We start from the raw sequence: 19,154 nt of genomic DNA on the forward strand, positions 1-19,154 counted from the left end.
AACCAAAAACAAAAAACTTTGGTATCAACAAACTAGACACACTATTGAGTTGACAAACAACAAACCACACCTAAGCTCTTATTCAGAGCCATGAGTTGGAAGTTTTGGTCGCCGCTGATTCGGAACGCTTTTCGCTGTCCTTGCGGCAACTCGACTAGCTTATCCGTTCCCTGTTTCCTTCGCAACTCGGCGTTCGCACGCCGTTGCCGTTCGGAAGTCGGGGAGGTAGCTGGTCGGCCTGCCGGACCAGCGGTTCGCTGTTCGTCCTTGCGGCGACTCGGAATACATTACACACGCCCGCGGGACTGCGCAAAACGGCCCTGGGGTGGGCCCGCCACCCCCTGGCTGCGTTCGCACGCGGCGTCGTCGCCCGTCCCGCGCCGGGCATTGGAACCGCGCCCGCAGACAACGGCCGCATAATCACGTGGCCGTGGTCGCGCAATCGCGTTGCCCGGGTGGCTGCTTCAGTCCCGCAGGAGGTTCTTGCGCACCTTGCCCGTGGCCGTGCGCGGCAGCTCGTCACTGAACACGACCGAGTCCGGCACCTTGAACCCGCTGAGCTGGTTCCGGACGTGGTCGCGCAGTTCCTCCTCCGTGACCGTGGACCCGTTCACCCGCACCACGTGCGCGACCGGGCGTTCGCCCCACTTCTCGTGAGCTACCCCCACGACGGCGACGTCCGCGACGTCCGGATGCGAGTAGAGGGCCTGCTCCACCTCGATGGACGAGATGTTTTCCCCACCGGAGATGATGATGTCCTTGGCGCGGTCGCGCAGCTGGATGTAGTTGTTGGGGTGCATGACCCCCAGGTCACCCGTGTGGAACCACCCGCCCTCGAATGCCTTCCGCGTGGCGGGTACGTCCTTGTAGTAGCCGATCATCACGTTGTTGCCCCGCAACACCACCTCCCCCACGGTCGTACCGTCCGCCGGCACGTCCTCGAGGGAATCGTCCACCACGCGGGCGGATTCCGCCTGGATCATGGCCACGCCCTGCCGGGACATCTGCTGCGCCCGCTCCCGGGGCGAGAGCTCACGCCACTGTTCCTGGGGTTCGCAAATGGTGATGGGGCCGAAGACCTCGGTGAGCCCGTACACGTGGACGATGTCGAAGCCCGCGCTCTCCAGCCGCTCGATGATGCTCGGCGCGGGCGGGGCCCCGGCGGTCGTGATCCTGATGGTGTGTTCGAGTGGGTGAGCCTCCGAGGCGTCCACGATGATCGAGCACACGGCCGGCGCGCCGCACAGGTGGGTGATGCCCTGCTCGTCGAACGCGCGCCAGATCTCGTCCGCGCGCACGGCCCGCAAGCACACGTGCGTACCACCCGCGGCGGTCACGGCCCACGTGGTGCACCACCCGTTGCAGTGGAACATGGGCAGGGTCCAGAGGTATCGCGTGGCGCCGGTGAACCCATTGTGGAACACCTCCCCGAGGCTGTTCAGGTACGCCCCGCGGTGGCTGTACAGCACCCCCTTGGGGCGCCCCGTGGTGCCGGAGGTGTAGTTCAGGGTGATGGGCGCATTCTCGTCCGCGACGCCGTAGCCGACGCCGCCGTCGTTGCCGCCCGACGCACCCGGTCCTGCCGGCTGGGCGGGCTCGACGTCGATGAACTCCTCGAACGTGGGCACTCCCGACCCCGCGCCGTCGCGAACGGGGTGCACGCCCGCCTGCGGGTCGTCGATCTGCACGAGCGTCACGTCCGACCCGTCACCGAGGGCCTGTGCGACGGTCTCGAGCGCCGAGGTGTCCGCGAGCACCACGTGGGCTTCGCAGTGCTCGAGGATGTAGCGCAGTTCCCGCGCGCTCAGTCGCGGGTTGAGCGGCACCAACACCGCCCCGGCCGCCGGCACGGCGTAGTGCGCCATGAGTGTCGCGGGAAGATTGGGCGCGATCACCGCGACCGTGGGCCACGAGCACTCCAGCAACTCCGCGCCCTGGAACGATTCGTTCCCCTCACCCGAGGCCCCCGCGGATCGCTCGGACCCGGCAGTGTCGCCCGACTCGGCAGTTCCGGGCGAACCGCCCGTGACCGGTGACCCGGCGGACTCACGCGACCCCGCGGACGCGGGCGACCCAGCGGCGTCGTCCGATCCAGCGGACCCCCGGGAAGCAGCGCCCGCCGAGCCGTCGGAACCGGACAGCAGCGGCAACAGCGCCGTGGCGAACCGGCGCACGTCTCGTTCGAACTGCTCGTAGCTCCACACCCGCGAGCCGTGCACGATCGCCGGGCGGTCGGGGAAGACCTCGGCGCTGCGCTCGAGGAAGCGCAACGGGGTCAGCGGCTCGGTGTTCGCGAACATGGTGCTCCTGAACGGTCATGGCCCGGCACGCGCCGGACGGGCGCGAACCGGGCCGTGTGGGCACGAGCGGATCAGTTGTAGGCGGAGAATCCCGTGATCGACTTGCCGATGATCAGGGCCTGCACCGTCTCTGTCCCCTCGTAGGTGTGCACGGCTTCCACGTCCGCGAAGTGACGTGCAACACGGTTCTCCAACAGGATGCCATTTCCGCCGAGCAGATCGCGAGCGTTGGCCGCGACCTGGCGTGCCGTGCGGGTGGCCGTGTACTTGGCCAGCGAGGCCTGGTGCCCGGTCAGGGTCCCGGCCTCCTCCTTGCGGGTCATCGCCATTACGAGCGTCTGGATGGAGGTGAGCTCGCTCAGCATGCGGGCCAGGCGCTCCTGCACGATCTGCGACGCCGCGAGCGGACGGCCGAACTGCACGCGCTGCGCCGCGTACTGGACCGCGGTCTCGTAACACGCCTGCGCGTGACCCACCGCGGCCCACCCCACGCCAATGCGGGTCGCGAAGAGGACCGAGGCCGTGTCCCGGAAGGAGCGGGCGTTCGGCAGGACGTTCTCGGTGGGGACGAACACGTTCTCCATGCGGATCTGGGCCTGGTGGATGGCCCGCAGGGAGAGCTTCCCGCGCATGGTGGTACCCGTGTAGCCCTCGGAGTCCTGGGGCACCACGAAACCGTGGACCGCGCCGTCCTCGTCGCTGCGGGCCCACACCACGGTGATCCCGCCCATGGACCCGTTGCCGATCCACTTCTTCTCACCGTTGAGGACGTGGCCGCCATCCACGGGGGTCGCTCGGGTCTCCAGGCCGATCGAGTCCGAACCGTGGGCCGGCTCGGTGAGCGCGAAGGAACCAAGCAGCTTGCCCGCGGCCATGTCCGGGAGCCACCGGTCCTTCTGCTCGTCGCTGCCGCACATGGCGATCGAGCGCATGGCCAGGCCACCCTGCACACCGGCCACGGTGGACACCGATCCGTCCCCGCGGGCCAGTTCCATGGTCACGAGACCCGCGGCGAGCTTGGACATGTTGTCCATGCCCGGGACCGCCACGCCGTCGCGCAGCAGGTCCAGCTCGCCCATCCGGGTCACGAGATCCAGGTTGTACTCGCTCTCGTCCCAGTACCGGGCGATCACGGGCAGGACGTCTTCCTGCACGAAGGACCGGGCGCGCATCCAGTGGGCGCGGTCCTCGTCCGCGACGTCCGTGAACACCCCCGCCTCGTCCGTTCCCAGGGCCTCGGTGAGCGTGTATTCCGGTTCCAGCGTGCCCGCGGGGAAGTTCTCCGACGTGGGTGCCGTGTTCTCAGTGGTCATGACTGGTCCTTCGCGATCAGGGGTTACTGCTGGGCGGCGTCGAAACGCCGACCGCGGACGCGCTCGGCGGCGCCGGTGCGGTCCAGGTAGGGGGTGATGCCGCCCAGGTGGAACGGGTAGTTGGCGCCCAGGATCATGCACAGGTCCACGTCCCGTGCGGAGGCGACCACGCCCTCGTCGAGCATGTGCCCGATCTCGTCCGCGAGCGCGTCCTGGACGCGCGTGAGCAGCTCTCCCCCGGCGCCGTCGTCCGACGACGCCGCGACGCCGCTCTCCTGCCGCGTGCGCTCGAGTGCGTCGTGGGCCTCGGGCGAGAGGTAGGTCTGCGAGGTCTCGCCGCGCGCGGGCAGCGTGTGGGTCAGACCCGCGTCCGCGACGGCGTCGAGCCACGGGGAGAGGGTGAACCGGTCCGGGTAGGCGTCGTTCATGGTGTGCGTGATGTGCACGAGCACGGCCGGGCCCACGAAGTCGAGCAGCTGCAGCGGTGTCATGGGCAGCCCCATGGGGGCGAGGGCGTGATCCACGGTCTCCGGATTGCCACCGGCGTCCATGGCGCGGCCAATCTCGTCGAACATGCGGGTCAGCACGCGGTTGACCACGAAGCTCGGGGCGTCCTCCACGCGCACCGCGATGCGCCGCAGCTTGGCGGCGAGGTCGAACGCGGTGGCCAGGGTGGAGTCGTCCGTCTGCTGCGCGGAGATGATCTCGAGCAGCGGGGTGACCTCCACCGGGTTGAACACGTGGAAGCCCACGAGCCGCTCGGGGTGCTTCAGGTCCCGGCCCATGGCCGTGACGGACAGGGACGAGGTGTTAGTCGCGAGGATCGCGTCCTCGCGGATCACGGGCTCCCACTGCGCGAAGACCTGCCGCTTCACCTCGAGCTCCTCGAAGACGGCCTCGATCACGAAGTCCGCGTCCGCGAGGTCCTCCGGGCTCCGGGCGCCCGTGATGAGCGAGCCGAGCTGCTCGGCCTGCTCCGGGGTCATCCGGCCCTTCTCCGCCTGGGCCGCGAAGCGGTCCCGGGTGCGCTGCACACCGGCGGCCAGGCGCTCGTCGTCGAGGTCGGTCATGACCACCGGGATGCGCGCGCCCTGGGCGATGAGGGACGCCAGCTGGCCCGCCATGAGGCCCGCGCCGATCACGGCGGCCTTCTTGATCTCGCGGACGGGGGCGTCCGGGACGTTGGCGGCCTGCTTGCTGCGCGCGCTCACGAGCTCGAACGCGTACAGGGACGCGCGGGCGGCGTCGGACTGCACGATCGAGCTGAAGAGCTGGACCGCGGCGGCACCGTTGGCCCGGCGGGTGTCCGTGCGCGCACGGCCCACGAGGTCGATCGCGGCCACCGGGCCGGGAGCGGCACCGTGCCACGCGGCGTGGGCCTTGGCGGCAGCCTTGTCCACGGCGGCCTGCCAGGTCTGTTCGTCGTCGTCGGCGCGGCGCGGTTCGTGCTTGCCCTCGAGTGCCTCCACGACCCAGCGTTGCCACGCCGTCTCCCACTCGTCCGTACCGGGGGCAGCATCCAGGACGGTGTCCACGAGACCGATCTCCGCGGCCTTGGCGGGCTTGAGGTTCCGCCCGCGCATGGAGTCCGTAACGATGATGTTCAGTGCCGCCTCAGCGCCCACCAGGTGCGGCAGCAGGTAGACGCCGCCCCAGCCCGGAAAGAAGCCCAGCCGGCACTCGGGCAGACCCATGGGTGCCTTGCCGGACGTGGCCAAGCGGTAGTCGGTGTGCAGCGCGAGTTCCAGACCGCCGCCGAGGGCCACCCCCGTGATGAGCGAGAACGTGGGAACGGGCATCTCCGCCAGGACGCCGAAGGCCTCGTGCCCGGAGCCGACGTAGTCCTCCGAACCCCCGTCGAACTGTGCGGCGCGGATCTCCTTGAGATTGGCCCCTGCACCGAACGACTTCTCGTTGCCCGTGACCACCACGGCCTCGACCTGAGAGGTGTCAATGGCCGATAGCTCCCGGCGCAACTCGCGCATGGCCTCCGAACCCCAAATCACGAGCCCGTTGGGCTCGGTGGAACCCAGGGACACCAGGGCGATCGGTCGTTCCCGCCCGGGCAGGACGGGACGGGTCACGTCGATGGTCACGGTGGACGGGAAGGTTTGTTCGCTCACGCTTGGCTCCTGTGTCTGGGCGAAAGGTGGTGTGGCCCACAGTATCGCGAGAACAGTCTGACGTGAGACTGCGTCTCACGTCAAGACATTCAGTGTCACCCGGCCCCCGGATGCCCGGTACGTCCTGGATAGGCTGATCCGGTGACTCTCCAGCTGCCGCTGCACTCGGACCGCTTGCGCTTCCGCTGGCCCACCGATGCCGACATCGAGCCCATGCACTCCTACCAGTCCCGCGAGGACTACGCCATGCATGCATGGCGCGAACCCCGCGACATGGACCACGTGATCAGGACGGTCGAGGCCAATCGCGAACCCGGGTCCTGGTCCTCCGACGGTGACAGCCTGCGGGTCGCGATCTCCCCTCACGACTCCGACGAGCTCGTGGGCGAGATCGTGCTGACCCTCGTGGACGCGGAGTCCGCGCAGGTGGAGATCGGTTGGGCGTTGCACCCGGACCACACGGGCAAGGGGTACGCCGCGGAGGCCGCGCGCACCGCCGTCGACGCCGCGTTCGAGCACCTCGGCGCGCACCGCGTCTTCGCGCGCCTGGACAGTCTCAACGTGGCGTCCGCGAAGGTCTGCGAGCGCGTGGGCATGCGCCAGGAGGCGACCCTGCGGGAGAGCCACTACCAGTTGGGCGAGTGGCGCGACGAACTCGTCTACGCGGTGCTCGTGTCTGAGCGACGCGCGGACTGATCCGCCGCGGGGACACGCACCTCGCCGGAGGGTCGTGCCCCGGCGAACCCGCCGCCCTCGGAGGCGTCCTGCTCCCCACCGGGCCGGGCATCCCGCGCGAGCTGCACGCCGCCCGGGGCCAGGGCCTCGTACACCGAGCGCGCCGTCCGCTCGGCGACGTCCCGCGCGTCGACCCCCTCGGGGACGATGACGACCACGGGCGCCGTGCCAGCACCGTCGTCCGCGGAGCGAAGTTGCTGAACCGGGCGCCCGGGAACGAACGAGAGCCCGAAAAGGGTGCACAACCACGCGATGCGCCGATTGAGTCCCGCGGCCAGCCGCTCGCCGTCCGAGGCCTGGGGATCGTGCAACCACGTGCGCAGGTAGGCGTTGTGCACGGCCACGATGGCGGAGGCCAACGAGATCGCCGTGACCCGCCGGTCGGGGCCGTCCGGCAAGACGCGGCGCAAGAACTCCCGGAACACCCGCTCGTACCGGTGGGATGTGGCGAGCTCCCGGTCCCGCAACGCCTCGACCCGCTGCAGCAGTCGGTGTCGTGCGAGCGCACGGTCCGCGTGGTCCAGGTTGTACCGGAACACGAGCTGCACGCCCTCACTCACCCCCGCCTGGGCGGTGAGGTACGGGCGGTTGAGCAACTGCTCCAGCCGCTCCAGGTTGGACGCGTGATCCGCGAACACGATGTCCTCCTTGGACCCGTACTTGCGGAAGAACGTGGCGCGACTGACCCCCGTGGCGTGCGCGAGCTGGTCCACGGTGGTGGCGTCGTAACCCTGCGCGGCCAACAGGCGGATCGCTGTGGTGACGGCGTCGCCGCTCACCCCGGGTGCGGTACTCATCTGGCCTCCTGCGGTGATGGTAACCGTGCGGCGAGGCCGCCGCGGTGCGACGACCACGTCCGCGGGCCGCGCCGGTCCGGGAGCCGGCCCGCCGACGCGCTCAGCCCCCGAAGGCCTGCGTGACCTGGCCCGGGACGGACACGCGCACCGAGTAGAGGGAACCGGCGGTGGGCTGGACGCCGTCCGGGAGGTCCTCGCGCGACGTCGTGATGTACAGCGTGCGCAGGTCCTCACCACCCAGCGTGCACGCGGTGGTTTGCGTGGCGCCCACGGCGACGACGGTGTCCAGGACCCCGTCCGGGAGGTAGCGGTGGACCTGCCCCGCGCCGTAGAGGGCGACCCACACCGCGCCCTCGGAGTCCACGGTCAACCCGTCCGGGCTCACCGAGACGCGGCCCGGCTCGTAGCTCTCCTCCGGGTCCGTGGCGGCCGCGGCGGCGTGGTCGTCCAGGACGGGCGCGACGAACGTGCGACGGTTCTGCAGGCCGGCCTCGGGGCTCCAGTCGAAGACCGAGACCTCGTGGGTGGGGGTGTCGTTGTAGTACGCGAGGGTGCCGTCCGGGGACCACGCGATCCCGTTGGAGATGCTCACGTTCTCGAGGACGGGCTGCCACGACAGATCCAGCGCGACCCGGTACAGCGTGGCCGCGCCCTCGGTCTGCTCGTACGCCATGGACCCCACGTAGAAGGAGCCGTCGGGGGCCACACCGCCCTCGTTCATGCGGATCTCGGGGTCCCCCCACATGGGGATCTCCCGCTCCACTGCGCCCGTGGGATCGGTCAGGACCACTCCCCGTTCCACCGCGATGATCTGCCCACCCGAACGGCGCGGACGCACACACGCGGCCACGGCGTCCACGTGCTGGCGGCGCGGCTGGTCGCCCGGGGTGAACGTCATGACGTCCCCGGCGAGCATGTCCACCCAGGCCAACCCGTTCCATTCCTTGCTCCAGCACGGCCCCTCACCGTGGTGCATCCACGACGGGGTGATCCTCTGGGCGGTGAGCTGCTTCACGACTGCGACCTCCTGGGGCTGTTGTGGGCGGGGAGCGACATGCTGGGAATCCTGTCGCGGTCGTACGTGATCTGCGTGTACCCGTGCGGGGCGGGCTTGCCGTCCTCCCCGAGGTTCACGAACACGATCTTGTCAATGCTCAAGATCAACTCGCGGGTGATCATGTTGCGCACCTGCGCCCGCATGGTCAACGAGGTGCGTCCGAACGTAGTGGCACTGAGGCCCATCTCGATGATGTCCCCCTGCACCGCGGAGGAGACGAACTCGATCTCGGACATGTACTTGGTGACCGCCCGCTGATTACCCAATTGCACGATCGCGTAGATTGCCGCTTCCTCGTCGATCCAGCGCAGCAGCGATCCCCCGAACAGGGTGCCGTTGGCGTTGAGGTCTTCCGGCTTGACCCATTTGCGGGTGCGGAACGAGATGTCACCGTGGTGCTGCATGCCCCCAGCCTAGGGGACCGCCTGGAGACCGGGCAGCGAACGGCCCAGCTGGCGGGGACCAGGAACGTGGTGTCCACCCCGTAGTGCTCGATGTCCGCGAGCACTTGCGAGGGCACGAATGTCCTGCGCACCAGGGTCGTGTTGCCCCGCACAAGCGCGCGCACGGTGAACGAGTTCAATGCACCGATGTGGAACAGCGGCGCCGTCGCCCCCCCGAAGCCTCCCCGCCCCGCGAACCGTCCGGGATCCAGGGCACGGCGGGGTCCGTGTCCATGACGACGCTGCCGCCCTCGTAACCCTCCGCGAGCGGCAGTGCCGTCTCCAGGACGGGGACGTGACCGGGCTCCACGATGGTCACCGCGGGGGTCGATCGGGTGTGCAGGCCCGCGACCTCGCGCGGGGCGAGTCGGAAGTTCAGGGGCTCGAAAACCGCGCCGAGCCATTACGCGGCGAACATGGTGCGCAGGAAGACCTCGGAGTTCAACCCCAGTGAGGCGACCCGGTCCCCGGTGCCCACCCCGGAACGCGCGAACGCGCCCGCGAGACGCCGCACGCTCTCGGTGAAGTGGGCGTAGTCCACCGTCTCGTCCTCGTAGATCACCGTGGGGTGCTCGGGGCCGTAGCGCGCCTGGTAGAGCAGACCTCGCACGGGGTTGATGTTCACGGGGTGGCTCATGGCGGCTCCTGACATGGGCACGGGCACCCCGCAAGTCCCCCGAGTGATATGCGCCACCCTAGCAAGCGGTCACGGCGTTGTGGTCACTGCATCGGTGATGCACACTGGTCCAGCCGTCACGTGTCAGCGGCATCCGTCATGGGCCCCGGCTCCGCGATCCTCACCCGTTCGCGCGGCGGTCCCGGTGTGGAAGGAAATCCTCATGTCCGATCAACGCCCCCTTGCCATGGTCACCGGTGGTTCCTCCGGCATCGGGTTCGAACTGGCCAAGCAGTTCGCCCGGCACGGCTACGACGTCGCCCTGTCCGGTTCGAGTGACCGCGTCCATGAGGCGGCCAGGAGCATCGAGGAGCTCGGCGCACAGGCCTACCCGTTCCAGGCGGACGCCGCCACCTACGACGGTGTCGAGGGCTTCTGGAACTTCGTGGCCGAGCTGGGTCGTCCCCTGGATGCCGCGGCCCTCAACGTCGGTATCGGACTGGGCGGGGCGTTCATGGACACCGACCTTCAGGACGAGTTCCGGCTCATCGACATCAACGTCAAGGGCACCGTGCACATGGCCAAGCGCGTCGTGCAGCACATGGTCCCCAACGGCCACGGGCGCATCCTCATCGTGTCCTCCACCTCCGCCACGACGCCCACTCCCTACGAGACCGTCTACGGCCCCTCCAAGGCATTCGGTTTCTCCTTCGCGGAATCGTTGCGCGAAGAGTTGCGTGACACCGGCGTGACGGTCACGGCGCTCTTGCCCGGTGCCACGGACAGCGACTTCCACTCCAACGCCGGCATGGACAACACGGCGCTCGGGCCGGGCGCCACCAAGAACGACAAGGTCCTCGTGGCCCAGCAGGGCTTCGAAGCATTGCTCAATGACGTGGACGAGGTCGTGGGCGGCGATGAGGAGACGAAACAGACCCGCGAGGACAACCGCACCACCCCCGAGCCGGTGAAGGCGCACCGGCAGGCGGAACTGACCCGCCCGCGTGGCGACTGAGAGCGGGACGCAAGCCGGTGATGATGGTGCGCCGGTGCGTTCGTCCGTCATGATGCGTGCATGACCGAAACCTCCACGGCCTCCACCGCGCAGACACCCGACCCCGGGCCAGAGTTCCAGCGCAAAGTGCTGACCGTGCTGGCGCTGGGCCAGATCCTGGGTGGGCTGGGAACGGGTGCGACCCTCGCGTTGGGTGCCCTGCTCGTCACGGAGGTCTCCGGGAGCAGTGCGGCGTCCGGGTTGGCGGCCACCATGAACACCCTGGGTGCCGCCATTCTGGCCATCCCCCTGGCGCGGTTGGCGCAACGTCGTGGTCGGCGGATCTCCCTGACCACCGGCGCCCTCGTGGCGGTTGCAGGGGCGGCCGTGATTGTGGCCGCCGCCGCGCTGAATGTTTTCCCGCTGCTGCTCGCGGGCATGGGATTGCTGGGCTCCGGGATGGCTCTGAACCTGCAGTCCCGCTTCGCCGCGACCGACGTCGCTCCCGCGCGTACCCGCGCACGCGACCTCTCGCTCATCGTGTGGTCCACGACCGTGGGCTCCGTGGTGGGCCCCAATCTCTTCGGGCCCAGCGAGACACTCGGGCGGGTGCTGGGGCTGCCCCAGTTCACCGGCGGGTTCGTGATCGCACTGTGTGCCCAGGTGCTGGGGGCCATCGTGTACTTCATCGGATTGCGCCCGGACCCGCTCAAGGTCGCCCTGTCCCGCGGTGAATCGGTGGCCTCCACACCCAGCCCGGCCGGCGGGTTCACCCTGTTGCGCACCGTCCCCGCGGCTCGGCGCGCGGTGCTCGTGGTGGCCCTGTCCCACGCGGTGATGGTGGGTCTCATGTCCATGACGCCCGTGCACCTCACGACCCACGGGGCCACGCTGTCCGCGGTGGGGCTGACCATCTCCCTGCACGTGGCGGGGATGTATGCCCTTTCCCCCGTCTTCGGCTGGCTCGCGGACAAACTCGGTCGCGCCGCCACGGTACTCGCGGGCCAGGCCCTGTTCGCGGTCGCGCTCGTGCTCACATGGTTGGGCGCCGACCACCAGGGACTCGTGTTGGCGGCCCTGATCTTGCTGGGACTGGGCTGGTCCGCGTCCACGGTGTCCGGGTCCACGATGGTCACCGAGTCCGTGGCGACCCACGACCGCCCCGGACTGCAAGGAACCTCCGACCTCACGATGAACCTGTGCGGCGCGGCCGGTGGGGCCCTCGCGGGGCCGGTCCTGGCGCTCGTGGGTTTCTCCGGACTCGGCCTGATGGCCCTCGTGTTGGTGGCAATCACCACGGTGATGGCGATGCGCTCGCTGCGTTCCGGGAGCGACACCCCGAATCCGGCTGAGGCCTGAATCGCCCCTGGTGCATCGGCATACCGTTCAACAAGTTGTGAGTCACATCATAATGAGCTGAAAGGATCCTCACCGTGCTCCCCAACCGTCGCCAACTCCTGACGGGCGCCGCCGTCGCGGCGCTCGCCACCCCGGCGTTCACGACCGGTGCCGCGGCAGCGCCGTCGAAGATCGCGTTCAACACCGCCGGGATCGACGCCGCCCTGGCCAACCTCGTGCGCGACGGCGCCGTGGGCGTGACCACCTCGGTCGTGGGCCCGGGCGGGACCTATCTGAGCGCCGCCGGCAAGCGGGACCTGCAGAAGGACAGCGCCCGGCCCCAGGACCGCGCGCGGATCGCCTCGATCACCAAGGCGATGATCGCGGTGCTCGTGATGCAGCGCATCGAGGCGGGGCAATGGACTCTGCGCACGACCATCGACCAGGTCACCCCGGGGCTCTACCCGGGCCACGGCGGCGTGACCGTGGCGCAACTGATGAACCACACCTCGGGCATGCCGGACGGGATCTATTCCTTGCTCCCGGACCGGGAGTGGTACACGTGGACCGTGCAGGACCTGGAGGCCGCGGTGGTCCCGTACCACTCCGAGCAGGAACTCGTGGAACTCAGTCGCAGGCTGCCGTGGGAGTTCGAGCCCGGGACCGGCTGGTCCTACTCCAACGTCGGGTACGTGGTGCTGTCCATGTTGCTCGAGGCCGCCACGGGGTCGCGCATCCAGGACGTCGTGCGGGACCGGGTGTTCAAGCCCGCCAAGATGCAGCAGTCACGGCTCGAGGAGTCCACGCTGGTCCGAGGCCGCTACCTCCTGCCGTACGGCAAGTTCCAGGCCGGGCTGGCGCCGCTGCCACTGGTCAACCCGTCCATCTTCTCCGGCGCGGGCGGGGTGTACGCGACCGCGGAGGACATCACCGACTTCACCGGCGCCCTCATGACCGGACGGTTGCTGCGCAAGGACCTCGTGGACGCCATGGTCACTCCCGTGGGTGCGGCTCAGCAGGCGCGCTACGGCTACGGTCTCTACCTCATCAACGGTCCCTGCCGCACCGCGGCGGGCACCCCCGAGGTGCTCATCGGTCACGACGGCGCCGGGTTCGGCACCCGTGCGGTGTCCTTCACCACGCGGGACGCCTCCCGCCGGATGGCCCTGGCCTACACGGGCCGCTCCTACGTGGAGGAGGGTCCGGACCCGGATGCGGCCATGAACGCCGCGCTCATCGCGGGCTTCCGTGCCACGTGCCCGACGAGCGCCCCGACCACACCGGCTTCCGGCAAGGGGCCGGCCTCCGGCGGCGCGGGCTCGCTACGGTTGTAGCGCCGAGCAGGCCGTAGTACCGCGCCGACCGTTGTGTCACGTCGGCCGTGGTTTCACACCAGGGGGTGCATCGGGCCTCAGCGACCGGTGCGCTCCCGGTGTTTGCACCCGGGCCAGCAGCACGGGCGGCGCTTGCCCTCGTGCATTTCCTCCTCGGTGCGCCGGATCCGCCGCTGCCGGGTCTCCGGCTTCTTGGCGTCCGTCACGTTCGTCGCATTCTCCGCGGACGACGCCGCAGTCCGGGTCGTGTTGGTCATGGTTCTCTTCCTGCGCTGTCACCTGTCGCCGTGGATCCCCGGCAAGCAGCAGCGTGCCACGCAACGGATCGAAGACGTCCACTATTCGATTCATGAATATCCGGGGCGACGCCCCGCCCCCACCGGGCTCACGCCAGGTAGAACCCACCGTCCGAAGTGAGGACCTGGCCGACGATCCATGCGCCGTCGTCCGTGGCGAGCCAGCCGATGAGGTTCGCGGGATCGCTCGGCGCCCCGAAGCGGCCGAACGGGGTGCCGTCGATCAACTCCTGGATCTGACCGAGTGGACGGTCCGTGGCATCGGGGGACAGGTACCCGGTGTCCACCGGTCCGGGGTTCACGGTGTTGAGCACGATGCCGAGTTCGAGCAGCTCCGCGGCCACGGTCGCGGTGACCCCGGCGAGCGCGGCCTTGCTCGTGGCGTACGCGACCTCGCCGCGCATGGGCCCGTGCCCCTGTCCCGAGGTCATCCAGAAAACCCGCCCCGTCGGTGCGGTGAACCTCCGCTCGCGATCGCCCCGGATGCGTTCTCCCGGCCGCGCCGGAGCGGTCGGGGCGTCGGCCTTGAGGAGCGCGAACGCCCGGGTCAGCAGCAGCGTGGAGCGGGTGTTGGTCTGCCAGAACGCGTCCAGCGCCTCGGGGGTCATGTCCAGGATGGAGCCGTCCCCACCGCTCCTGGCGTGGTTGCACACGAGGATGTCCAGCGACCCGGTGAGCTCGCTCGCGGCATCGATGAGAGGTCGGATCCGTCCGGGGTCCCGCAGATCCGCGCTCATCTGCCCCAGCTGCGCACCCTCGGTGAGTTCGGCCCGCAATGCGCTCACGACGCCGCTCAGATCGTCCGCGCCCCATGGCTGGTCCTCGTCGTGCGGGCCGTAGTGGTGGATGAATACACTCGCGCCCAGCCGCGCGAAGGTGCGGGCAACGGCGAAGCCGATGCCGCGGCGTCGTGACACCCCGGTGACCAGCGCCGTTCGACCGCGCAGGGGCAAGGTTCCGGGTGAAGCCGTCATGAATCCAGTCTGCCAGCGCCGCTTATTGAGACCGGATCGATGGATTGTCTCAATAAGACTCCTACTGAGACACTCAGGATCAGCAGTCCCATCAAGGAGCACCATGGCCACCTCCAACTGGCCCGCGATCGGCCACGAGCTCGCAGATCGAGAACCTCACCGTCCGGGCCCGGAAGTTGTCATTGGCCGCGGTGGGCGCGCGCATCGGAGGGAACGCGGAGCTGGTGGCCCGCACCGTGAAGGCCATGCGCGCCGCCATTGCCGCGGCCTCGCATCTGGATTCCCGACGCCGCGTCACGGCACCGCTGCGCGCGGTCGCCGACCTGTGCTGCTCCGAACCCGCGTTCACGGCGAGAATGGTGGAAAACCTCGCGGGCATTTCCAAAGCCACGGCCTACCGCACGGTCGATGCGCTCACTGACGCCGGGCTGTTACGACAGGAGCCGTCCATCAAGGTGCGGGGCCAGAAAGCGTGGGTGGTCCCGGCCGTGGTGAAGGCCCTGGACGACTTCGCCGAACGGGCCGGGCGCAGGACGTTCGGCTCCTAACCCCGGAACGGCGTGATGCCGCCCCACTGCATCACAGGATCAACTCCTGCACAGCGGGGCGGCATCCTTCATGGGCGACTTCGGGATCACGGCCGCCACCCGGGCGATCCCGAGGTGGCCGGGGTTAACCCAGCAGCCCACCCACCCGGCGCATGAGGTCGGCCAGGCGAGCGGCGTCGTCGTCCTGGAGTGCGGAGAAGAAGAGCTCCTGGACGTCCCGCGCGTGGGCGGGGCGCAGTGCGCGGAAGGCGCGCAGGCCCTCGGCGGTGAGCACCGCCTCGAAGCCGCGGCCGTCGCACTCCACGCGACGGCGTTCCACCCAGCCGCGCTTGCCCAGTACACCGATCTGGTAGCTCAACCGCGACGGCGAGAAGATCAGGCGGTGCGCCAGCTCACCCATGCGCATCCGATGCTCGGGCGCGCTGTAGAGCAGCAGGAGCAACTGGTAGTCCATGAGCGAGCAACCGTGATGCTTGAGCCGCTCCTCGATCCGGGCGGTGAGCAGCGCGGTGGTCTCGAAGTAGACCTGCCACGCGTCCCAGTCCTGCCAGGACGCGTCCGAGATACCCGCACGCGCCGCATCATCGAGGGATTCCGCGCCACCGATGCATGCCGCGCCGGTGGTGTCCGCGCCGTCCGAACCCGTCACGGGCCCGGACGGCGCGGTCTCGACGTGCGCGGACCCGGACGGCGCAGCCTTGGACAAAGCAACGGCGCGGGTGGCCGTGTCGCTCACGATCCCACCGAGGCCAGCAGGCTCGCGAAGTCGGGGACGTCACTGAACTCGTCCTTGACCTCACGGCGCAGACCCGGCCGAGCGGCGTCGCCATGGGAGACGCCGTCCGTGGAACCGGTACTGCTCCGCGAACCCGCGAGCAGCATGGCGCCGAGCGAGGCGCCCACGCGGTCGATCCGGCGCTGCAGGTCGTTGTGGCCCCAGTCCTCGGACGCCGCGTAGATGCCCAGGGGCAGCACGAGGGCCTTGAGGTAGCTCAGCAGCGGCCGCATGGCGGTGTCCAGCACGAGCGAGTGCCGCGGGGACCCGCCCGTAGCGGCGACCACGGTGGGCAGGTTCTCGAGCGCGGACTCGTCGATCACGTCGAAGAACTGCTTGAACAGCCCCGAGTAGGACGCCTTGTACGTGGGCGACGCCGCGATCAGGCCGTCCGCGGTGAGCACGGTGTCGATCGCGTCCTGCACGGCGCGCGAGGCCACGTGGGTGATCATCATGTCGGTCAGCCCGTGGGCCAGATCTCGCAGCTGGATCACCTTGATGTCCACGTGCTGCCCGGCGTTCTCGACCGTGGTGCTCGCGGCCTGGGCGATCGCCTCGCCCAGGCGCGTGGTCGTGGAGTCCTCCGACAGTCCCGCGGTCACCACCGCGAGGGTCAACCGATCGGTCATGGTGTCCTTCTCTCTGACGTGGTACGTGAACTTACTTGGCGTTCTCGTGGTCGCGCTGCGCGGCCTCCGCCTGCTGTGCGCGATCCTTCGCGGCCTGCGAATCCGGGCCACCGCCGGGGATCGGGTCCTTGCCCGCGGCGTGGCGCGCCACAAGGGACTCGTGGGTGGGGGCCTCGGGCACGTGGGCCGGCCGAGCGGCGTCGAACTCCTTGCGCAGCACCGGGACGACCTCCTCGCCCAGGATGTCCATCTGCTCGAGGACGGTCTTGAGCGGCAGGCCGGCGTGGTCCACCAGGAACAGCTGACGCTGGTAGTCACCCGCGTACCCGCGGAAGGACAACGTGCGCTCGACGACCTGCTGCGGGGATCCCACGGTCAGCGGGGTCTGCTCGGTGAAGTCCTCGAGCGACGGGCCGTGACCGTAGACCGGCGCGTTGTCGAAGTACGGGCGGAACGTACGCATGGCGTCCTGCGAGTTCTTGGCCATGAACACCTGACCACCCAGACCCACGATCGCCTGATCGTAGGAGCCATGGCCGTAGTACTCGTAGCGCTGGCGGTAGAAGTCCACCATGCGCTCGGTGTGCTCCTTGTTCCAGAAGATGTTGTTGTGGAAGAACCCGTCACCGTAGAACGCGGCCTGCTCCGGGATCTCCGGGGAGCGGATGGAACCGTGCCACACGAACGGTGGGACGTCGTCCAGCGGCCGCGGCGTGGCTGTGAAGCCCTGCAGGGGCGTGCGGAAGCGACCGGAGTAGTTCACGCTCTGCTCGCGCCACAGCCGGTACAGCAGCTGGTAGTTCTCCACGGCCAGCGGGATGCCCTGCCGGATGTCCTTGCCGAACCACGGGTACACGGGCCCGGTGTTGCCGCGACCCAGCGTGAGGTCCACGCGCCCGTCCGCGAGGTGCTGGACGTACGAGTAGTCCTCCGCGATGCGCACGGGGTCCGTCGTGGTGATCAGCGTGGTGGCGGTGCCCAGCTGGATCTTCTCGGTCTGCGCCGCCAGGTGGGCCATGAGGATCGGCGGGTTCGCGGGCGCCACGAACGGCGGGTTGTGGTGCTGGCCCATGGCGAACATGTCCATGCCCACCTCCTCCGCCTTGCGGGCGATGGCCACGGTGGCCTTGATCCGCTCGTTCTCGGTGGGGGTCTTGCCGGTGGTGGGGTCCTGGGTGACGTCCCCGATGGTGAAGATGCCGAGTTGCATGTCGGCCTCCTTGGCTTGTGGTCGACGACGCCGCAGCACGGGTGCCGCAGCTCCGTTCCGTAGGTCTTTCAAATTTGAATTACCTATATAATGCGCCGCCGCGGAGATTTATTCCAGAGAAAATATCCGGGTGTGGCGAACGGCACCCGGGCCTACAGTGGTGTCATGAGATCACCCATCGGGCGGCTGGTCGCTCTTCCGGCCCTGCTTCTCGCGCTGGCCGGATGTTCGGGTCACTACCCCGCGGACCCGCACGGAACACTCGAGCGCGTGACCGACGGGGAACTCCGTGTGGGCATCTCACACAGTCCGCCCGAAACGGATCTCGGGCCTACACCACCTTCCGGCACCGAGGTGGATCTGGTGCGGCAGTACGCCGAGACCGTGAATGCTCACGTCACCTGGACTCCCGGTGGCGAGGAGGAGCTGGTCAAGCAGCTGAAGAACGGCCACCTGGACCTGGTCATCGCTGGGCTCACGAAGGACAGCCCGTGGGACACGGAGGTGGGCATCACCCGCGGTTACGCCGAATCCACCGACGAGTTCGGCGACACCCGGAAACACGTCATGGCGGTACGCAACGGGGAGAACGCATTCCTCATGGACCTCGAAGCATTCCTCGCCGACCACGGAGGCAGGTCATGAGCGCGCAACACCACCCGGTGGACGACGAGCAACTTCCGCCGGAGATCACCCGAGCGCTCACCCGGGCCGTGCGCCTGGAATGGCTCACCATCGGGACCCTCGCGGTCACGGTGATCCTCGTGTTCCTCGTGCTGGGGAACTCGCAGGCCATGAAGACGGCATGGGTCGAGGACCTGTTGTCCTTCATCCCGCCCATTGCGTTCCTGGTCGGCATACGGATCACCCGCCGCTCGGCCACCGCGAAGCACCCCTTCGGCCATCACCGCTCCGTGGGGATGGCCCACCTGGTCTCGGCCACCGCGCTGCTGGTCATGGGGACATATCTGATCGTCGACTCGGGCAGCAAACTCATCACGGCGGAGCACCCGTCCATCGGCGGGATCCAGCTGTTCGGCACCACGGTGTGGCTCGGCTGGTTGATGATCGGGGTCCTGGTTGTCACGGGCATCCCGCCGGTGGTCCTGGGGCGCATGAAGTTGAAACTCGCGACGCCCTTGCACAACAAGGTGCTCTTCGCGGACGCGGACATGAACAAGGCGGATTGGATGACCTCCGCCGCGGCCACCGCGGGTGTGATCGGGATCGGCCTGGGGTGGTGGTGGGCGGACGCCGTAGCGGCCATCGTGATCGCCGTGTCCATCCTCAGGGACGGGATCACGAACCTCCGCGCCGCCGTGGCCGGGCTCGCGGATGCCCGTCCCACCACCGTGGACAACAAGAAGCCTCACCCGCTCAACGCGGACGTGGACGCCTTCCTCCGACAGCTGGAGTGGGCGCGCGTGGGTGCCGCACGCGTACGCGACGAGGGTCAGGTGTTCCAGGTCGAGGGATTCGTGGTTCCCCGCACCCCGGACGTCGCGACTCCCGATCGCCTGGACGCCGCCCGCAAACAGCTACTGGCCCTGGACTGGAAGATTCGCGACGTGGTGCTCATCCCCGTCAACACGCTTCCGCGGGTCCTGGAGGCCGAGGAGTTCGAGGGTCATTCGCACTAGATTGTTGAACAATCCTCCCGCGTGCGGCATTC

20 protein-coding genes are annotated in these 19,154 nt (G+C 68.9%); 7 read left to right on the forward strand and 13 right to left on the reverse strand.

Annotated features, from left to right (window positions below):
* Positions 1 to 464: 464 nt before the first annotated feature.
* From RF637_RS11795 to RF637_RS11805, 3 genes are all read right to left on the reverse strand, one after another.
* Positions 465 to 2,300 carry an AMP-binding protein gene (locus RF637_RS11795; protein WP_368844922.1) on the reverse strand — a complete coding sequence of 612 codons (1,836 nt, stop codon included), beginning with the start codon at positions 2,298 to 2,300 and terminating at the stop codon, positions 465 to 467.
* A gap of 71 nt (positions 2,301 to 2,371) precedes the next feature.
* Entirely contained in the window at positions 2,372 to 3,613 is a 1,242-nt protein-coding gene (locus RF637_RS11800) for an acyl-CoA dehydrogenase family protein (RefSeq protein ID WP_368844923.1), read from the reverse strand.
* 23 nt (positions 3,614 to 3,636) lie between these two features.
* On the reverse strand, positions 3,637 to 5,736 hold the full coding sequence (locus RF637_RS11805; protein ID WP_368844924.1) for a 3-hydroxyacyl-CoA dehydrogenase NAD-binding domain-containing protein: 2,100 nt from the start codon (positions 5,734 to 5,736) through the stop codon (positions 3,637 to 3,639).
* Between the two features lie 141 nt (positions 5,737 to 5,877).
* Between RF637_RS11805 and RF637_RS11810 the strand changes: the two genes are divergently transcribed.
* Complete coding sequence (locus tag RF637_RS11810) at positions 5,878 to 6,432, forward strand: GNAT family N-acetyltransferase (protein ID WP_094067136.1); 555 nt, start codon at positions 5,878 to 5,880, stop codon at positions 6,430 to 6,432.
* On the opposite strand, the gene RF637_RS11815 is transcribed toward RF637_RS11810, so the two are convergent.
* The 5 genes from RF637_RS11815 to RF637_RS11835 all read right to left on the reverse strand — a co-directional run bounded on the left by RF637_RS11815 (position 6,396) and on the right by RF637_RS11835 (position 9,405).
* Positions 6,396 to 7,268 (reverse strand): TetR/AcrR family transcriptional regulator, encoded by an 873-nt coding sequence (locus RF637_RS11815; protein ID WP_144932685.1) that lies wholly within the window; start codon positions 7,266 to 7,268, stop codon positions 6,396 to 6,398. The two genes, RF637_RS11810 and RF637_RS11815, sit on opposite strands and share 37 nt — an antisense overlap.
* 100 nt (positions 7,269 to 7,368) lie before the next feature.
* Positions 7,369 to 8,283, reverse strand: coding sequence for an SMP-30/gluconolactonase/LRE family protein (locus tag RF637_RS11820; protein WP_368844925.1), 915 nt, complete (start codon positions 8,281 to 8,283; stop codon positions 7,369 to 7,371).
* On the reverse strand, positions 8,280 to 8,729 hold the full coding sequence (locus RF637_RS11825) for an acyl-CoA thioesterase (RefSeq protein WP_084118111.1): 450 nt from the start codon (positions 8,727 to 8,729) through the stop codon (positions 8,280 to 8,282). Before RF637_RS11825 ends, RF637_RS11820 begins: the two co-directional genes overlap by 4 nt.
* A gap of 175 nt (positions 8,730 to 8,904) precedes the next feature.
* Positions 8,905 to 9,087: a hypothetical protein gene (locus tag RF637_RS11830; RefSeq protein ID WP_144932690.1), complete on the reverse strand. Its 183-nt coding sequence runs from the start codon at positions 9,085 to 9,087 to the stop codon at positions 8,905 to 8,907.
* 84 nt (positions 9,088 to 9,171) lie between these two features.
* Positions 9,172 to 9,405, reverse strand: a complete 234-nt coding sequence (locus RF637_RS11835) for an AMP-binding protein (protein ID WP_085108455.1) — start codon at positions 9,403 to 9,405, stop codon at positions 9,172 to 9,174.
* A gap of 202 nt (positions 9,406 to 9,607) precedes the next feature.
* Here RF637_RS11835 and RF637_RS11840 point away from each other — a divergent pair, with 202 nt between their 5' ends.
* The 3 genes from RF637_RS11840 to RF637_RS11850 all read left to right on the forward strand — a co-directional run bounded on the left by RF637_RS11840 (position 9,608) and on the right by RF637_RS11850 (position 13,050).
* Positions 9,608 to 10,399: an SDR family oxidoreductase gene (locus tag RF637_RS11840; RefSeq protein ID WP_183085832.1), complete on the forward strand. Its 792-nt coding sequence runs from the start codon at positions 9,608 to 9,610 to the stop codon at positions 10,397 to 10,399.
* A 60-nt stretch (positions 10,400 to 10,459) separates the two neighbouring features.
* A complete protein-coding gene (locus tag RF637_RS11845; protein ID WP_085108457.1) occupies positions 10,460 to 11,737 on the forward strand; it encodes an MFS transporter in 1,278 nt (425 codons plus the stop codon).
* Positions 11,738 to 11,811: 74 nt separating this feature from the next.
* Positions 11,812 to 13,050 (forward strand): serine hydrolase, encoded by a 1,239-nt coding sequence (locus RF637_RS11850; protein WP_159450055.1) that lies wholly within the window; start codon positions 11,812 to 11,814, stop codon positions 13,048 to 13,050.
* 77 nt (positions 13,051 to 13,127) lie between these two features.
* Here RF637_RS11850 and RF637_RS11855 read toward each other — a convergent pair whose 3' ends face one another.
* Positions 13,128 to 13,307: a hypothetical protein gene (locus RF637_RS11855; RefSeq protein ID WP_368844926.1), complete on the reverse strand. Its 180-nt coding sequence runs from the start codon at positions 13,305 to 13,307 to the stop codon at positions 13,128 to 13,130.
* Between the two features lie 128 nt (positions 13,308 to 13,435).
* The gene (locus tag RF637_RS11860; RefSeq protein WP_368844927.1) at positions 13,436 to 14,320 is read right to left on the reverse strand and encodes an SDR family oxidoreductase; all 885 of its coding nucleotides are present in this window, start codon (positions 14,318 to 14,320) and stop codon (positions 13,436 to 13,438) included.
* A gap of 224 nt (positions 14,321 to 14,544) precedes the next feature.
* Here RF637_RS11860 and RF637_RS11865 point away from each other — a divergent pair, with 224 nt between their 5' ends.
* Positions 14,545 to 14,868 carry a hypothetical protein gene (locus RF637_RS11865; protein WP_368844928.1) on the forward strand — a complete coding sequence of 108 codons (324 nt, stop codon included), beginning with the start codon at positions 14,545 to 14,547 and terminating at the stop codon, positions 14,866 to 14,868.
* 124 nt (positions 14,869 to 14,992) lie between these two features.
* Here RF637_RS11865 and RF637_RS11870 read toward each other — a convergent pair whose 3' ends face one another.
* The 3 genes from RF637_RS11870 to RF637_RS11880 are packed head-to-tail and all read right to left on the reverse strand — an operon-like array spanning position 14,993 to position 17,482.
* Positions 14,993 to 15,604, reverse strand: a complete 612-nt coding sequence (locus tag RF637_RS11870) for a MarR family winged helix-turn-helix transcriptional regulator (RefSeq protein WP_368835505.1) — start codon at positions 15,602 to 15,604, stop codon at positions 14,993 to 14,995.
* Positions 15,601 to 16,272 carry a CE1759 family FMN reductase gene (locus RF637_RS11875; RefSeq protein WP_368844929.1) on the reverse strand — a complete coding sequence of 224 codons (672 nt, stop codon included), beginning with the start codon at positions 16,270 to 16,272 and terminating at the stop codon, positions 15,601 to 15,603. The genes RF637_RS11870 and RF637_RS11875 overlap by 4 nt, the downstream gene beginning before the upstream one ends.
* A gap of 31 nt (positions 16,273 to 16,303) precedes the next feature.
* Positions 16,304 to 17,482 carry an LLM class flavin-dependent oxidoreductase gene (locus tag RF637_RS11880; RefSeq protein WP_368844930.1) on the reverse strand — a complete coding sequence of 393 codons (1,179 nt, stop codon included), beginning with the start codon at positions 17,480 to 17,482 and terminating at the stop codon, positions 16,304 to 16,306.
* Positions 17,483 to 17,647: 165 nt separating this feature from the next.
* Between RF637_RS11880 and RF637_RS11885 the strand changes: the two genes are divergently transcribed.
* On the forward strand, positions 17,648 to 18,127 hold the full coding sequence (locus RF637_RS11885) for a transporter substrate-binding domain-containing protein (RefSeq protein ID WP_368844931.1): 480 nt from the start codon (positions 17,648 to 17,650) through the stop codon (positions 18,125 to 18,127).
* Entirely contained in the window at positions 18,124 to 19,122 is a 999-nt protein-coding gene (locus tag RF637_RS11890; protein ID WP_368844932.1) for a cation transporter, read from the forward strand. Before RF637_RS11885 ends, RF637_RS11890 begins: the two co-directional genes overlap by 4 nt.
* The last annotated feature ends 32 nt before the right edge of the window (positions 19,123 to 19,154 follow it).

This window comes from Kocuria sp. CPCC 204721 (assembly GCF_040980945.1).
GTDB classification, from domain to species: domain Bacteria; phylum Actinomycetota; class Actinomycetes; order Actinomycetales; family Micrococcaceae; genus Kocuria; species Kocuria marina.

Excerpts from the sequence above, each read along its gene's own strand:
- RF637_RS11800 (WP_368844923.1), bottom strand. The coding sequence starts at position 3,613 with ATGACCACTGAGAACACGGCACCCACGTCGGAGAACTTCCCCGCGGGC.
- RF637_RS11840 (WP_183085832.1), top strand. The coding sequence starts at position 9,608 with ATGTCCGATCAACGCCCCCTTGCCATGGTCACCGGTGGTTCCTCCGGC.
- RF637_RS11880 (WP_368844930.1), bottom strand. The coding sequence starts at position 17,482 with ATGCAACTCGGCATCTTCACCATCGGGGACGTCACCCAGGACCCCACC.
- RF637_RS11855 (WP_368844926.1), bottom strand. The coding sequence starts at position 13,307 with ATGACCAACACGACCCGGACTGCGGCGTCGTCCGCGGAGAATGCGACG.
- RF637_RS11890 (WP_368844932.1), top strand. The coding sequence starts at position 18,124 with ATGAGCGCGCAACACCACCCGGTGGACGACGAGCAACTTCCGCCGGAG.
- RF637_RS11845 (WP_085108457.1), top strand. The coding sequence starts at position 10,460 with ATGACCGAAACCTCCACGGCCTCCACCGCGCAGACACCCGACCCCGGG.
- RF637_RS11885 (WP_368844931.1), top strand. The coding sequence starts at position 17,648 with ATGAGATCACCCATCGGGCGGCTGGTCGCTCTTCCGGCCCTGCTTCTC.
- RF637_RS11835 (WP_085108455.1), bottom strand. The coding sequence starts at position 9,405 with ATGAGCCACCCCGTGAACATCAACCCCGTGCGAGGTCTGCTCTACCAG.
- RF637_RS11875 (WP_368844929.1), bottom strand. The coding sequence starts at position 16,272 with ATGACCGATCGGTTGACCCTCGCGGTGGTGACCGCGGGACTGTCGGAG.
- RF637_RS11860 (WP_368844927.1), bottom strand. The coding sequence starts at position 14,320 with ATGACGGCTTCACCCGGAACCTTGCCCCTGCGCGGTCGAACGGCGCTG.
- RF637_RS11795 (WP_368844922.1), bottom strand. The coding sequence starts at position 2,300 with ATGTTCGCGAACACCGAGCCGCTGACCCCGTTGCGCTTCCTCGAGCGC.
- RF637_RS11815 (WP_144932685.1), bottom strand. The coding sequence starts at position 7,268 with ATGAGTACCGCACCCGGGGTGAGCGGCGACGCCGTCACCACAGCGATC.
- RF637_RS11825 (WP_084118111.1), bottom strand. The coding sequence starts at position 8,729 with ATGCAGCACCACGGTGACATCTCGTTCCGCACCCGCAAATGGGTCAAG.